This window comes from Stieleria sedimenti (assembly GCF_025060895.1).
GTDB lineage: Bacteria > Planctomycetota > Planctomycetia > Pirellulales > Pirellulaceae > Stieleria > Stieleria sedimenti.
Map to the genome: position 1 here is coordinate 1 of NZ_JANZKV010000174.1, position 13766 is coordinate 13766.

The window sequence follows — 13766 nt, forward strand, 5'->3', positions numbered from 1 at the left end:
AACCTCAAGAAACACATGGAAAAAATGCTTCACAGCGTTGCCGCAATGGGTTTGGCGATGAAGATCGTGCTGGAAATCATCGCAGGTGCCTACGCCGGCCGCAAGAAAGCGTTACGCGCCCCGCTGGTTTTGGTGGTCGGCCGCGGCGAGTCGGCAGACTGGATTCTGCCCGATGACACCACGATGTCGTCACGGCACTTTGAAGTTTCCGTGAACCAGGATGGTTGTTTCGTCACCGATCTGAATAGCACCAATGGGACGACGGTCGACGGCGAACGGATTTTACAGCGACCGCTGGATGACGGGAATGAGATCCGCGCCGGATCGACCGTCTTTCGGGTTTCGATGACACGCCGCGCCTCACTGTCACCGCCGATCACCGGTCAACCATCGTCAGTCAACCGGCACCCACCCGAATCCACCACCGACTCTCCCGGGCAACCGCTACCACCGGCATCTGCACCAGTGCCAGCCGCACCACTGTCTCCACAACAGCCACTGCCTCCACCGCAACCACCGGCACCGCCCGTGTCGATGAGCGAAGTGCTGCGTCAAACCGAACGGATCGGCCGGACGGAGACGGACGGTGCTGCGATGCCCGCGAATTCGGGCGGTGTCGCCGAACGCACACCGGAGTTTCATGTCAGCAATCCTCCCCCGCGTCGCTTCACAGGGGCGGTCATCGAAGTCGTTTCCGATCACGCCCACGGTCGCAAATCGATGCTTCGATCCGGACACTCCATCACGGTCGGTCGATCGGAGCAATCGGATTTCGTGATTCCGGACCCCCAACTCTCTGCGATTCACTTTCAGCTTGCCGATGACCGATCCGGATGGCAACTGACCGATCTCGATAGCACCTCGGGCACGACGGTCAACGGCGTCAGGGTATCCACCACGTTGCTCCAAACCGGCGATCGGGTCATTGCCGGGCAAACCCACTTCGTAGTCACCATCGGCGAATCGGCTCCGCTTGCTGGAGGGCGCGAACAGACCAACATCCCCTTCCAAGTCGGCGTGCGAGATGAAGATCCGCAGGTCCGCCGAACTGCGATCCATGCGGCGGCCTGGTCCAGAGAGCCATGGCTATTGGACTTTTGCCGCGGATGTGCGAAGGCAGCGAGTCCTGAGCAGAGGGACACGCTGGAAATGTTGTCCGTGCTGGGGCTGCCGAGTGACCTGGAGTTGATACGCGGTTTAGGTCGCCGTGCTGAATTGGGCCCGAATCGTTTTGAATTGCTCGCTTCGTTCGCGCACCCTGCCGTCGTGCCGGACCTGATTCAAGTCATCAACGGCGATCAGCTTGAGGACGCCGTTGCAGCCTCGCTGGCGTTCTCGCGAATCCTGGGTGTCGACATCGCATCCGGTCAGCGGGCCACAGTGATGACGAACGAGAGCGGCGACGGCGACGATGAAGAGTTTGACGAGCAGGAGGTGATGGTCCCCGATGCGGCGAAAGCGGAGCGGCACTGGGCTGACCTGGCCGAGTCGTTTGCATCGGGCAACCGCTTTCATCAGGGGATCGAAACCAGCGGACCGCCGACGCCGGACTTGCTGCAACAACTTGACATGCGTTCGCGGTGGGAGATGTGCGTGCGGGGCAAGTACGAGGGCAAATGGAACGGTGACCCGTTTGATCTGGAGCGATTGATCAATCCATGAACTTTTTCAGGTCCAAGGTCGATCGCCCGATCGATTGGTAGAACGTCTTGAGCCCTTCGCGGTTGAACGACATCGCCTGGCCGTCTGGGAAGAAGCCGACGACCAGTTCATCGGCCGCCAGATTGTCCAGGCTGTCGAAGGCTTCTTGCGATCCGTGCAACACCCGATCCTGGTCGAGTTGTTTGTTGACGTCCGCGGCGACCTTTTTGATGTCGGTGTTGGTGAAGTCGTCGGTCAGAGTCCCGGCAGGTTTGCCCGCGCGGGCGTTGGCCGTGTTGTCGACGGCCAAGGCAATGTTTCGCCCTTTCGCGTTGGGATCGATCACGCCCATCAAGTCGTAATCGCCGACCAGCGGTTTCTGTGACAGCGGGTCGACGACCTGGCCCGGCTCGACCGGCCAATCCGCATTGCTGACGTCGATCGTTTCCCCTTTGCCGTTGGTCGCGGTGCGGCGGTTTCGGTCGACGACGAAATACTGCTTGTTGCTACCCGAGCGAACCGTTTTCTGAGCCTTGGCGACCTCCGAGATATCTTTGCAGGTCACGATGCCGGTTTGTTTGCTGGTCTTAAACTTGATCTCTTTCGGTTTCGCCGGGAACCCTTTTTGGATCCAGCGAACCGATTTCGGATTGGTCTGACGCACCAGAATGATCCGTGGCCGGCTCGGGTTGGCGGCCGCGCGCAGGAACGCGCGAAAATGATTCGGCGGCATCCCTGCGTCGGAGGCGGTCGCCGCTTTGATGATCCCTCGCATGTTCTTGATCTTCGGGCCATAGCGTTTGGCGCCCTTGGCGATCAGAGCCATAAAGGCCGCGACGCCGACCACCGCCAAAAAGTTCGCCAAATGCTTGGACGCCTTTTCCAGGTCCGCCTCGGTTCGCGCCGAATACGTCAGTTCCACGAAGGCCACGAAATCGTTGCCGACCGACCAAACCTGCCACCCCAAAAATCCTAGCCCGACGATCAACAACAATGCATCGGCGATGAATCCGATGCCGAAGTAATGCGACCCCGCCCAGACCACCAACACGCCGACGATGATTCCGATGCTCGCCGGCGACAGCATCGCCGCAAACTCTTCCTGAATTTCGGCGGGCAATTTGGGGACCGTCAAATGCAACACTTTCACGAAGCGATCGTCCAGCGACATCACTTCCACGCCTCCGTCACGCCCGACGGTTCCCGGCGTCGGCATCAGCCGGCACTGGTTGGTCCCCGAATCGTTCGGCAGCGTCGTATCACTCGTCCCCACAGGACCGGGAAGGCGCAAATCAGCCATCGTGAAAACGCTCGTTCGAGGAAGCAGGATTGAAACAGATTCGGTTACTTCGCATCGCTGCGGAGACGCTGGGCCAGTGAAGTCCTTTCAATATTGTATTTCACGTCATGCGGGGCGATCGCGTTCCCGCCACGGATGTCTTTCGGATTGTCGCCGAAATAAATTCGCCAAAATCCAGCCGATCTCGCGCCGATCCAATTCTTCGGGTCGCACCACGTGACCAAGTCGTCTTTCTGGCCATACACCTTGATGCGATGATTGATCCCCCGCGGCCAGGCCGGCGAGGGTGAACTGATCGATCGCACCTGCAAGTTGCTCATCCCTTTGGTGCCGTAGAGCGATTGAACGGCCCACAACGCGAAACTGGTCACCAGGTTGCCTTGCGAATGCGCGACAATAATTTTGGGACGATTCAGGTTGCGCGTGACTTCATCAAACAGCGACAATGCGGCAGCGTTGCGACGTAGTCCCTTGCGAACTTCGTCGACCGTTTTCTTGGCCGGTTTGACTTCACTGGGCGCAATCCAGGCCTCCCGCAAGGCATGCAGGTACGGCGCCGAAACGCGGCCCGCCACGCTCGTGCTGGCAATCTTGTTGATCGCCGATTCGCTCAAGCGATCGCTAAAAAAACCTTCCTCTCCGATTTGACTGCCGAAAATACGAACCCAGTCCCCGACGCATTGCTTCAGATCCCCCAACATCCCGTCGGTCGCGTTGTAGACGCCAGTGACCGGCGTGTTGGTGATCGATGAAATCAGGATCGCGATGTTTTGGTGGACGTCCGGCGGCGTGTTGATCCCGTTGACGTACAGAAATTGGGTGCGAATCCGCCTGACTTGCTTGCTGAAACGGTATTCTTGCACGCTCCCATCACCCTTGGGCAACGGGTTGTGAGGGATGGAGTGTTCGGACATAGATCCACTGGCAATAAGGGCACGACGAAACGCTTCGACCGGTATGTCTCCATCATCGCGGCCAGGAGACAGAAGTTGCCAAGTTTCTGGAAAAAGTTGTCGAGACTTCTGCCGGTTCACCTCCATTTTCGTGTCGTGGACCTAGTCACGCGTCCTTCAGCACGACGCATTCCAGGGAGGTGTTACAGCGTCTCGGCCGGCCAACGCAACAGGACTTGGCCGTCGTCATTTAGCAATCGCAACTCCTTGATGGTCGCCGTGCCGGATCCTTCCCCCACGTCCAGCCGCAGTTTGTGGATCCGCAGCTCGGTTTCAAGTCGGATCGTGTGGTCGTGCCATTGCCCCTCGCTACCCAACTCAAACGCAACGTGCATTCCGTTGGGCAAACCCGTCTTGGCGTCGGTGGTGTAAAAAACTTCACCACCGCCATCGGCACGACGTTGCAGCCGGAACGTCAATTTGTAAGGGCCTGCGGGCAGTGTCTCGGGCAACCGGTCAAAAGCCAATCCCGAATCTTCGCCGCTAAATTCCAGCCGAAGCTCGTCGCCAGCGATTTCCAGCTTGGTGTTCTTCCTCGCCCGGATCGTGTTTCCGGCGTTCGGCGACCGCGTGTTGGTTTTCGCTTGATTGCCGCGTCCAGATTCGCTCGGATCGGCATCGAAGTTGGTCCATTCGGGATGGCGATGGGGAAGTTTTGCAGGCCCCACGGGTGCGTAGGCTCTGTCGGGGGCGTGAAGCAGCTCGCGGGCCATTCGGGTCCACTGTTGGACCATCGACTCCACACGCTCCGGTTCCCGCTCGGCCAGGTCGATTCGTTCGGTCCGATCATCCGCAAGGTTGTACAGTTCCCACGCTTCACTTCGAAAACTGACGAGTTTCCAGTCGCCCAGGCGAAGCCCACGATCGGAGGCAAACAGGAAATGCAACGGTTGCTCGCGTCGGATTGTTTCGCCCTTCAGCAGCGGCCGCAATGATTGCCCCGACACCGGTCGTAAGGAGCGTCCCGGGTATTCGGCCGGAATCGTTGAATCGGTCACGTCGGCAAACGTTGGCATGATGTCGATCAAGTGGGCCGGCTGACGAACGATCGAACCGGCACTACGCTCGATGCCCGCCGGCCAATGCACGATCGCCGGCGTGCAAATCCCGCCTTCAAACTGGTTCTGCTTGTAATAGCGGAACGGACTGTTTCGTGCCCATGCCCAACCGGTCGAATCACTCCACGTGACGGTCCCATCGGTCGGCAACGCGTCGAGTTTGTTGCTGCGGCGATCATACGGACAAGCACCGTTGTCGGAAACAAACCAGATCAAGGTGTTGTTCAACTCGCCCGCGTCCTTCAGATCCGCGACCAGTCGACCAATCTCTTGATCCACGCGATCGATCATCGCCGCCAGGGTGGTCATCCGCTTCGCTTCGAAACGTTTCCGGGCTTCGGACAGGCTGCTCCAGGCGGGGATGTGCTCGGGACGAGGACTCGGTTGGCAGTCGGCCGGTAACAATCCCAATCCAACTTGTTTGGCGACTCTGGATTGGCGAATGCGATCCCAGCCGGCTTCATAACGCCCCTGGTACTTCGCATAATCCTGCGGCAATGCCTGCAGCGGGGCGTGGGGCGCGTTGAACGCGACGTAGAGATGCCAGGGTTTGCCGCTTTCCCGCGCGTCGTCCAAGAACTTTAAGGCAAAGTCGACGTTTGCGACCGTGGTGTAAAAATCTTGCGGAGGAACCTCCCATTTGTCGCCGTTGAAGCGAAACGTGTTGTCTCCGCGGAAATAATTGCAGGCTCCGCTGAGATGGCCGAAGTAGCGGTCAAACCCGAAATCGGTGGGTTGTTGTTTCAGATGCCATTTTCCGGTCATCGCGGTGAAGTAGCCGGAATCGCGAAGCACCTCCGCGCTCGTGACGGCATGGCTGAGCGCCGTGTCACCGGCCGCGATGCAGTACTGCCCGCTTAACAGAGACACCCGCGACGAGTGGCATTTTGCGGTGTTGTAGAACTGGGAGAATCGAAGTCCGCCGTCAGCAAGTGCATCCAAATTTGGCGTCTCGATTTCGCTGCCATAGCAACCGACGTCAGAAAACCCGAGATCATCGACCATGATCATCAGCACGTTGGGACGGTCTGCGGCGGAGCTGATCGCCAGCGGGAACAACAGCAGCGTCAATGAAGTGAGAAGCGTGGTTCCGATGCGCATTGAGCAGTCAGTGGTTTAGGGTGAGAGAACGGGGCAAGACGATGGGGTGGCAGAATGATGGGGTGGCAAAACGATGGGGGCAAAACGATGGGGGCAAGACGATGGGGGCAAGACGATGGGGGCAAGACGATGGGGGCAAGACGATGGGGGCAAGACGATGGGGGCAAGACGATGGGGGCAAGACGATGGGGGGCAGCGGGGGCTCGGTGCTCTAGTTCCGATCGCGCTCCATGTCTCCTTGTCTCCATCATTCTGCCCCGAATCATTCTGCCTTCACCCCTTCTCCATCATTCTGCCCCCATCGTCTTGCCACTCTCCTTCCCCGCTGCCAAATCCCGCTGCTGATTCCACAAACGCCCTACATCAAGATATCCTTGACCACGTGTGCTTCCTCGACGCCTGTCAGCCGTTGGTCCAGTCCACGAAATGGGAATGTCAGCCGTCTGTGGTCGATGCCCAATTGGTGCAGAATCGTGGCATTCAAATCACGGATGTGGACGGGATCTTCGACGATGTTGTAACTGAACTCATCGGTCTGTCCGTACGCCATTCCGCCCTTGATGCCTCCGCCGGCCATCCAAGCACTGAAGCAGCGTGGATGGTGGTCGCGGCCGTAATCGGTCGGCGTCAGTTTACCCTGGCAAAAGGTGGTGCGTCCGAATTCGCCGCCGAAGACGATCAAGGTATCGTCCAGCAAGCCGCGTTGTTTGAGATCCGCAATCAGTCCTGCGGACGCCTGGTCCACGTCGTATGCTTGGCCACGCAATTTCTTCGGCAATCCGACGTGGTGGTCCCAGCCGCGGTGAAACAATTGCACGAACCGCACCCCGCGTTCGACCATCCGTCGCGCCAGCAAACAGTTTCGCGCGAACGACCCGCTTTTGTGCACTTCGGGACCGTACTGGGCAAGCACATGTTCGGGTTCGTCACTCAAATCGGTCAATTCGGGGACCGACGTTTGCATCCGAAACGCCATCTCTTGTTGTGCGATCGTGGTCTTGATCTCCGGATCACCGACTTCGTCTAGGTGTTGTCGGTTCAACTCCGAGACCAGATCCAGCATGTGCTGTCGGCTCGGCGGGATCACACCGGGTGGGTTGGACAAGAACAACACAGGGTCGCCGGACGGTTGGAACGAAACGCCTTGATGTTTCGATGGCAGAAACCCGGATCCCCAGAGTCGGCTGTAAAGCGCTTGCACGTTGCCGGTGCCGCCGGTCCAGAATGCAGAATTCATCACCACAAAATCGGGCAGGTTTTCATTCATGCGTCCCAGCCCATAGCTGAGCCAGGATCCCAAACTCGCTTTGCCGGGAATCTGCGACCCGGTGCAGAAAAGCGTCTTGGCAGGGTCGTGATTGATCGCGTCAGTGTTCAACGACTTCACAATGCACAATTCGTCGGCGACCTTGGACAGGTGCGGCAAGAGCTCGCTCATCACAAGCCCGCTTTGTCCCTGCGGGGCGAACGAGAACATGGACGGCGCGACGAGTTGCTCTTTCCCCTTGGTCATCGCCGTCACACGCTGGCCATTGCTGACGCTGGGCGGCAACGGTTTGCCGAACTGATGGTGGAGTTCCGGCTTGTGGTCGAACAAATCAATCTGGCTGGGCGCACCGGCCATGAACAAAAAGATCACGCGTTTGGCGCGGGCGGGAAAATGGAGTCCGCCGGAGAGCTCTCCGGCGTCACTTGCGGCCGGATTGGCATTGGAGTGATTCTGTGAAAGCAACGACGCCAGCGCGGTCGCACCCAGTCCCATGCCGCAGTGATGCAACAGGCAATCCTTGAGAAACCCACGCCGATGATCGGTTGGTTGATTCGTGTCCATGCTTACTCTCTCGTCTTTGTGGCATCAAGGTTCAACAGCGAGTGGACCAGCATCGTCATCGCCGCCAAGTCGATGCTTGACGGTTCGGGACCGTCGGCTGGCAGAATGGCGGGACCATCTTGCGAGATCATCTTTTGCGCGGCATCCGGATTGTCGCGGTAGACCGCACGGAATTGCTGCAGTGCGTCGATCATTCGATTCAACGCGTCGTCACTCGGGATCTTCGACGTGATCGTTTCATAGGCAAATTCGATCCGCTGTCGGTCGCTCGTTTCGGTCTGCAGCAACCGCGAGGCGAGCGTCCTGGCCGCGACGAAGTATTGTTGTTCGTTCATCAAGACCAGCGCTTGCAGGGGTGTGTTGGTTCGTTCCCGCCGGGCCGAGCAACTCTCCCGCGTCGGCGCGTCAAAGATCGTCATTTGCGGCGGCGGCAGGCCGCGTTTCCAAAACGAATACACACTTCGCCGATAGATCTTTCCGCCTTCATCGGGTTCGAAGACGCGCGGATACGAGTACGGCATGGCCACGATCTTCCACAGCCCTTCGGGTTGCGGCGGCTTGACGCTTTTTCCATACAGCGTCGGGTTGAGCAAACCGCTGACCGCCAACACCTGATCGCGAATCACTTCGGCGTCATAGCGGTAACGCGAGCCACGCGCCAGCAGACGGTTTTGCGGATCGGCGATGAATCGTTCTTGCGGGGCGGCCGAACTCTGGCGATAGGTTTGTGAGAGGACAATCTTTCGCATCAACGCTTTGACGTCCCAGCCCGAATCGACGAATCGGTTTGTCAAGTAGTCCAGCAATTCCGGGTGGCTGGGTGGCTCACCCTGGGCACCGAAGTCTTCCGATGTTTTGACGATTCCAACGCCAAACAATTGTTGCCAGAATCGATTGACGGCCACCCGCGCCGTCAACGGGTTGTCCGGATCGACCAGCCATTTGGCCAAATCCATCCGCGTCTTGGTCGGCTGGTCTGATTCCAGCGGTGGCAGAAAACCGGGCGTGTCTCGGCTGACCACTTCACCGGGTTGGTCGTAATTGCCACGAACCAGAATGTGTGCCGGGCGGACCTCCTCACGCTCCTTCATGATCAGCGTCGCAGGAATCGACTCGATCAACTGCTCCCGGGACGCCTGCAGTTGCGCCAGTTGATCGCTCAGTTGCTTTCGTGTTTCTTCCGCCACGCGATCCTGCGCTCCGGACTCGGCAGCCTGCTCCGTCTGTTCATTTGACTTCTGCTTGCGTTCAAGCTTCTTGAGACTCGCTTGGACAGCGGCGATCTGCTGATTCAATCGCGTCAGTTCCTCGCGTTGACTTTCGCTGGGCAACTCCAAATACGGCGGTTGTAGACCCCGTTTAAAGTCCAGACCGCGACGTCCACCGGTTTCCGGTTCGCCGTCAAAGTTATTGAAGAACGCATAGAACTGATAGAAGTCACGTTGCGTGATCGGGTCATACTTGTGGTCATGACAGACAGCACATTCCAGCGTCAGCCCCAAGAACGCGGTCCCGACGGCGGACACGCGGTCCACCACATTCCGCATGAAACTTTCTTCGGGTAGGGCGGTACCGCGATCGATGATCAAGTGCAGTCGATTGAATCCGGACGCGATCAACTGGTCCGTCGTCGGTTGCTCGTAGAGGTCGCCCGCGATTTGTGCGATGGTGAATTTGTCGAAGGAAAGGTTTTGGTTGAAGGCGCGAATCACCCAGTCGCGATAGGGGGTCATTTCGCGATAGTGATCGTGATGCAACCCATTGGTGTCGGCAAAACGAACCAGGTCCAACCAGTAGCGCGCCATGTGTTCGCCATAGTGTGGTGATTCCAGCAATCGGTCCACCAGGGTCTCATAGGCTTGCGGAGACGGGTCATTGAGAAACGCGTGAATCTCCGAACGTGTGGGAGGCAATCCGGTCAAATCCATCGTGACCCGACGAATCAGCGTCCGTTTGTCCGCCGGATCGTTGAGCGTGAATCCGCGTTCCCGGAGTTTCGCGATCACAAACTGATCGATCTCGTCTTTGGAATCGTCCGCATCGGCAATCGTCGGCGGAGTGACGTCGGCGGGAGGAGCAAACGACCAGTGTTTCTCATAGCGGGCCCCAGACTTCACCCAGCGGGTCAGCAACGCGATTTGCTCTGGCGAAAGCGATTTATTTGAATCCGGCGGCGGCATCACCGTCTCCGGATCATCCGAGGTGATGCGCGAGACCAGTTCTGTCAAATCAACTTGCCCCGCGATATCCAAGCGAACATCCGCCTGCCGGTCCTCTTCGTCCGGTCCGTGACAGAAAAAACAGGTGTCCGACAGAATCGGTCGAATCTGGTGGTTGAACGAAACGGTCTGTTCCTCTGAACCAGCGGATTCGGCCACGTTGCACCACGCGAGCCCGGTCAGCATGGAGAGGAGAACACAACAACAAACTCGCATTAAAAAATCCATCGGATCAATATGGGTGGGGCCAGTTTCCCGCTCACGGATAGTATAGTGCCTAAGTGGCGTCAGCTTCCAGCTTGCGTTCCCCTGGTTTTCCACGCAAGCCGAAAGCTGACGACACCCACCACACCGTATTGGATCCGCCGTGATGTTCAACCGATTCTGCGTCACCAGTTTGCTGTGTCTTGTTGCACTCGGGGCGCCGCCCCGAGTGGAGTCCAAGTCCCCCAATATACTTCTGATTTGCGTCGACGATCTTAAACCGACGATCGGTTGCTATGGAGATCCGGTCGCCGTCACCCCGAATATCGACGCCCTGGCAGCCCGGGGTGTGCGTTTCGATCTGGCGTACTGTAATCAAGCCGTCTGCTCGCCGAGCCGTAATTCGCTGATGACCGGTTTGCGGCCGCAAACCATCGGCGTTTACGATTTGCCCACGCATTTTCGCGATGCCGCACCCAATGCCGTCACGGTCAGCCAACATTTTCAACGCAACGGCTATCTCGCCGAGGGACTCGGCAAGATTTATCACACCGGCCACGGCAATCGCGATGATGCCGAATCGTGGAGTGTCACGTCGTGGCGTCCCAAGGCACCCGCATACGTCCTGGAAAAGAATCTGGCGATGAGAAAGCGGGATGCAAAAGGACGCCTGCGCGGCCCGGCAACCGAATCCGCCGATGTCTCCGACGAGACCTACGCCGATGGCATGATCGCTGAAGAGGCAGTCCACCGGTTGGAAGTCTACAAACATCGAATCGATCAGCCGTTCTTTTTGGCGGTCGGATTCCTCAAGCCACACCTACCCTTCATCGCACCACAGCGTTACTGGGATCTGTACGACAAACGCAAATTGCCAATGCCGAAGGTCGAGACACCGCCGCGGGGCGCCCCCAGTTACGCATCGACAACGTTTGGTGAACTTCGCAACTACAGCGACATGCCGGCCCGGGGCGAGATCGACGATGCCACCACGCGACATTTGATTCATGGCTACTACGCCGCGACCAGCTACACCGATGCGCAAATCGGCAAGTTGCTCGAAGCCCTCGATCGGTTGAACCTCACCGATGAAACCATTGTCGCACTGTGGGGGGATCACGGTTGGCACCTGGGCGATCACGGCATGTGGTGCAAGCACACCAATTATGAGCAAGCCGCACGCATTCCGATCATCGTTGCGGCGCCGGGCGGTGTCCGCGGCGCGGCGACCCAGGCCATGATTGAAACCGTTGACCTGTATCCGACACTGACCGAGTTGGCGGGATTACCGACGCCGGCCGGGTTGGATGGACAGAGTTTTGCGGATGTCATCCGCAACGCCGACGCGACCGCACGGGACTTTGTGACGCACGTCTATCCGCGCGGCGGTCGACTCGGACGTGCGATTCGAAACAGCCGTTATCGAATGGTGGAGTGGAAGGTGGTCGCAGGGCCACGCGAAGAAGCCGAGATCGAACTGTATGACTACCAGGTCGATCCCTTGGAAACAGAGAACATCGCCGCGACATCGGCTGCGATCGTCGCGCAGCTGCGCGACAAATTGGACCAGCAGCCCGAAGCCAAGCCGCAATGGAAGCAGCGAAAGAAAAACTGAACTTTGGGCCCACGATCACTCTGCCGCCGGGTTCGGCGCGACGAACATTCGATGCGCGACCCAGTCCGGTTCTAAATCGACACGCCAGATCAGCTTGTCGATCGGCGTGCCCCGAGCGTCGATGCTGGGCAATCGGTTCAGCGGCACCAGCGCGGATGCCTGGTCCGGCATCGTCGCAAAACGCGAAACAAATGGCTCCAGCGTCAGCCGAGAGATCCGCCCACCGACGTTTCGAAACTCTTGAAGCTCCGCGGACGACTGGGCGTCTGCGGCGGACAAGTCCAACGGCCCATGAGAATCATCGAGTAGCAAACAATCATGCAGTTCCGCCACGTACGCGTCGATCGGAAATGAAGCCGGCACACTCGTGTAATGCCGAGGGTCCTGCGGAACGATCGTCACTTTGGCTGTCGGCGAAAGCCGCACGGTCGACTCGTCTTTCATCTTCATGCCCAACATCGACTTTGCATCGCCGACGATCCAGCTGGCAGGGGAAGAGAGGACTCCGGGGGTGAGCACCCGCGCGCGTGTCGATTGCGGCCCGTAGATCGCCGGTGCCACCGTCGTCTCCGGCGTCTCGTCGCGATTCAGGCGGTTCGACGCCAAGGGATAACCGCTTGAGGCGTGTTCGATCTGCTGTGACGCATAGCGTTGCATCCAACGCGTCGGTTCCGCCGTTGCGATGGAATACCGTTTGACGTGTTCGGCCAGCGGGGCATGCTTGGCGGCCAACTGCTCGACGGCCGACACGACGCTCGGGTCCAGCGAACCGAGCAGCCGTCGGTCAAGCTTGGACAAGGCGCGAAGCACGTTCGGATACAGCGCGGTGAGCTGATCCGCGGGACTCGACTGGGCGGCGGAGTTCAAGACGTTGACGATCGCCGCGTTGCCCGTCGCTTCGACTTGGTCCATGATTTGTTGAAACGGCTGGGCCGTCGTTTGGACATCCCCGTCGCTGAACGCCCACGCCGTTGCGACGCTGCGAGTGACGGCGGCCGACGCATTGCCCCACAGCCTCGTGATGTGCTCGATCGCCTCGGCCGCATCGCCGCGTTTGCCATCGGCCAGCGCGACCGTGGGCGATTGTTTCAGCTCCGATGCCAGACGAGCCGATTCGGACTTCAACAGGTCAACCGCGTCGACGTACGTTTGGATCGTTTCCGTCGCTCTCGCTTGATAGTCTTTGCGACGCTCGCGATTGAGCCGATTCAGAATGTCTTGGTAGGGAATGTTGACTTCATTCTGAAACGGTCTGCCCACGGAACCGTTGAGATAAAAAACACTCGAAAGCTGTTTCAAGAGCAACGGTTGGATTTGCCGCTCGGCTTCGGCGAGTTTTCCCTGGCCGGCCAGTTCAGCGGCTCGCGCCATCGTCTGCTGTCGGTTCGAGGTCTGGTTCTTCAGCACCGCGAGTTCTTTCGCCTGGAACTCGATCAGCCGTTGGGCGAAAACTTGCATCGCCTTGCGGAGCATTGCAAATTTCTGCTTCAGGTCCGCGCCGGCGGGTTCGCCCATCGCCATGAGGTGTTCGGCGTACCAAATGCCGCGATAGACTTCGGGGTAAATCCTGGAAAGCTGTTGATGCGGAAAGCGTCTTCCCGCGTTGGCCGCTTCGGTGCTGCGGATCACCAATTCCTCCCACTCGGCGAACTTGGCGTACATCGCCTGGATTTGTTTTTCAGCACCTTGAATCGTGTTGTGCGCCTTGAGGGGCTTTTCGGGGTCCTGGGTGCTCGGGTTGGCGTGAGCGGCCGCGTTGAACCCGCCTGCCAGGCAAACCGCGAGGATCAATGTTCCAACGCTTCGCTGCCAATGCGGGATGGGGGAGTGTTTCTGTTTCATCG

The 13766-nt window shown here is 58.8% G+C and carries 8 protein-coding genes; 2 read left to right on the top strand and 6 right to left on the bottom strand.

What is annotated here, in order from left to right:
• A partial coding sequence (locus NZK35_RS21935) for an FHA domain-containing protein (protein WP_259634665.1) occupies nt 1-1662 on the top strand: 1662 nt, incomplete at its 5' end.
• On the opposite strand, the gene NZK35_RS21940 is transcribed toward NZK35_RS21935, so the two are convergent.
• From NZK35_RS21940 to NZK35_RS21960, 5 genes are all read right to left on the bottom strand, one after another.
• On the bottom strand, nt 1652-2941 hold the full coding sequence (locus NZK35_RS21940) for an ABC transporter permease (RefSeq protein ID WP_259634666.1): 1290 nt from the start codon (nt 2939-2941) through the stop codon (nt 1652-1654). The genes NZK35_RS21935 and NZK35_RS21940 overlap by 11 nt on opposite strands.
• A 44-nt stretch (nt 2942-2985) precedes the next feature.
• A complete protein-coding gene (locus NZK35_RS21945; RefSeq protein ID WP_259634667.1) occupies nt 2986-3855 on the bottom strand; it encodes a hypothetical protein in 870 nt (289 codons plus the stop codon).
• Nucleotides 3856-4037: 182 nt separating this feature from the next.
• Nucleotides 4038-6053: an arylsulfatase gene (locus NZK35_RS21950; RefSeq protein WP_259634668.1), complete on the bottom strand. Its 2016-nt coding sequence runs from the start codon at nt 6051-6053 to the stop codon at nt 4038-4040.
• Nucleotides 6054-6411: 358 nt separating this feature from the next.
• The gene (locus tag NZK35_RS21955; RefSeq protein WP_259634669.1) at nt 6412-7884 is read right to left on the bottom strand and encodes a DUF1501 domain-containing protein; all 1473 of its coding nucleotides are present in this window, start codon (nt 7882-7884) and stop codon (nt 6412-6414) included.
• Between the two features lie 2 nt (nt 7885-7886).
• Nucleotides 7887-10331 carry a DUF1553 domain-containing protein gene (locus NZK35_RS21960; protein WP_323379652.1) on the bottom strand — a complete coding sequence of 815 codons (2445 nt, stop codon included), beginning with the start codon at nt 10329-10331 and terminating at the stop codon, nt 7887-7889.
• 142 nt (nt 10332-10473) lie between these two features.
• Here NZK35_RS21960 and NZK35_RS21965 point away from each other — a divergent pair, with 142 nt between their 5' ends.
• Nucleotides 10474-11922 carry a sulfatase gene (locus tag NZK35_RS21965; protein ID WP_259634670.1) on the top strand — a complete coding sequence of 483 codons (1449 nt, stop codon included), beginning with the start codon at nt 10474-10476 and terminating at the stop codon, nt 11920-11922.
• Nucleotides 11923-11937: 15 nt separating this feature from the next.
• Here NZK35_RS21965 and NZK35_RS21970 read toward each other — a convergent pair whose 3' ends face one another.
• Complete coding sequence (locus NZK35_RS21970; RefSeq protein ID WP_259634671.1) at nt 11938-13764, bottom strand: hypothetical protein; 1827 nt, start codon at nt 13762-13764, stop codon at nt 11938-11940.
• Nucleotides 13765-13766 lie beyond the last annotated feature (2 nt).

Coding starts and splice junctions, on each gene's coding strand:
- NZK35_RS21950 (WP_259634668.1), bottom strand. CDS start 6,053: ATGCGCATCGGAACCACGCTTCTCACTTCATTGACGCTGCTGTTGTTC.
- NZK35_RS21970 (WP_259634671.1), bottom strand. CDS start 13,764: ATGAAACAGAAACACTCCCCCATCCCGCATTGGCAGCGAAGCGTTGGA.
- NZK35_RS21965 (WP_259634670.1), top strand. CDS start 10,474: ATGTTCAACCGATTCTGCGTCACCAGTTTGCTGTGTCTTGTTGCACTC.
- NZK35_RS21960 (WP_323379652.1), bottom strand. CDS start 10,331: ATGGATTTTTTAATGCGAGTTTGTTGTTGTGTTCTCCTCTCCATGCTG.
- NZK35_RS21940 (WP_259634666.1), bottom strand. CDS start 2,941: ATGGCTGATTTGCGCCTTCCCGGTCCTGTGGGGACGAGTGATACGACG.
- NZK35_RS21945 (WP_259634667.1), bottom strand. CDS start 3,855: ATGTCCGAACACTCCATCCCTCACAACCCGTTGCCCAAGGGTGATGGG.
- NZK35_RS21955 (WP_259634669.1), bottom strand. CDS start 7,884: ATGGACACGAATCAACCAACCGATCATCGGCGTGGGTTTCTCAAGGAT.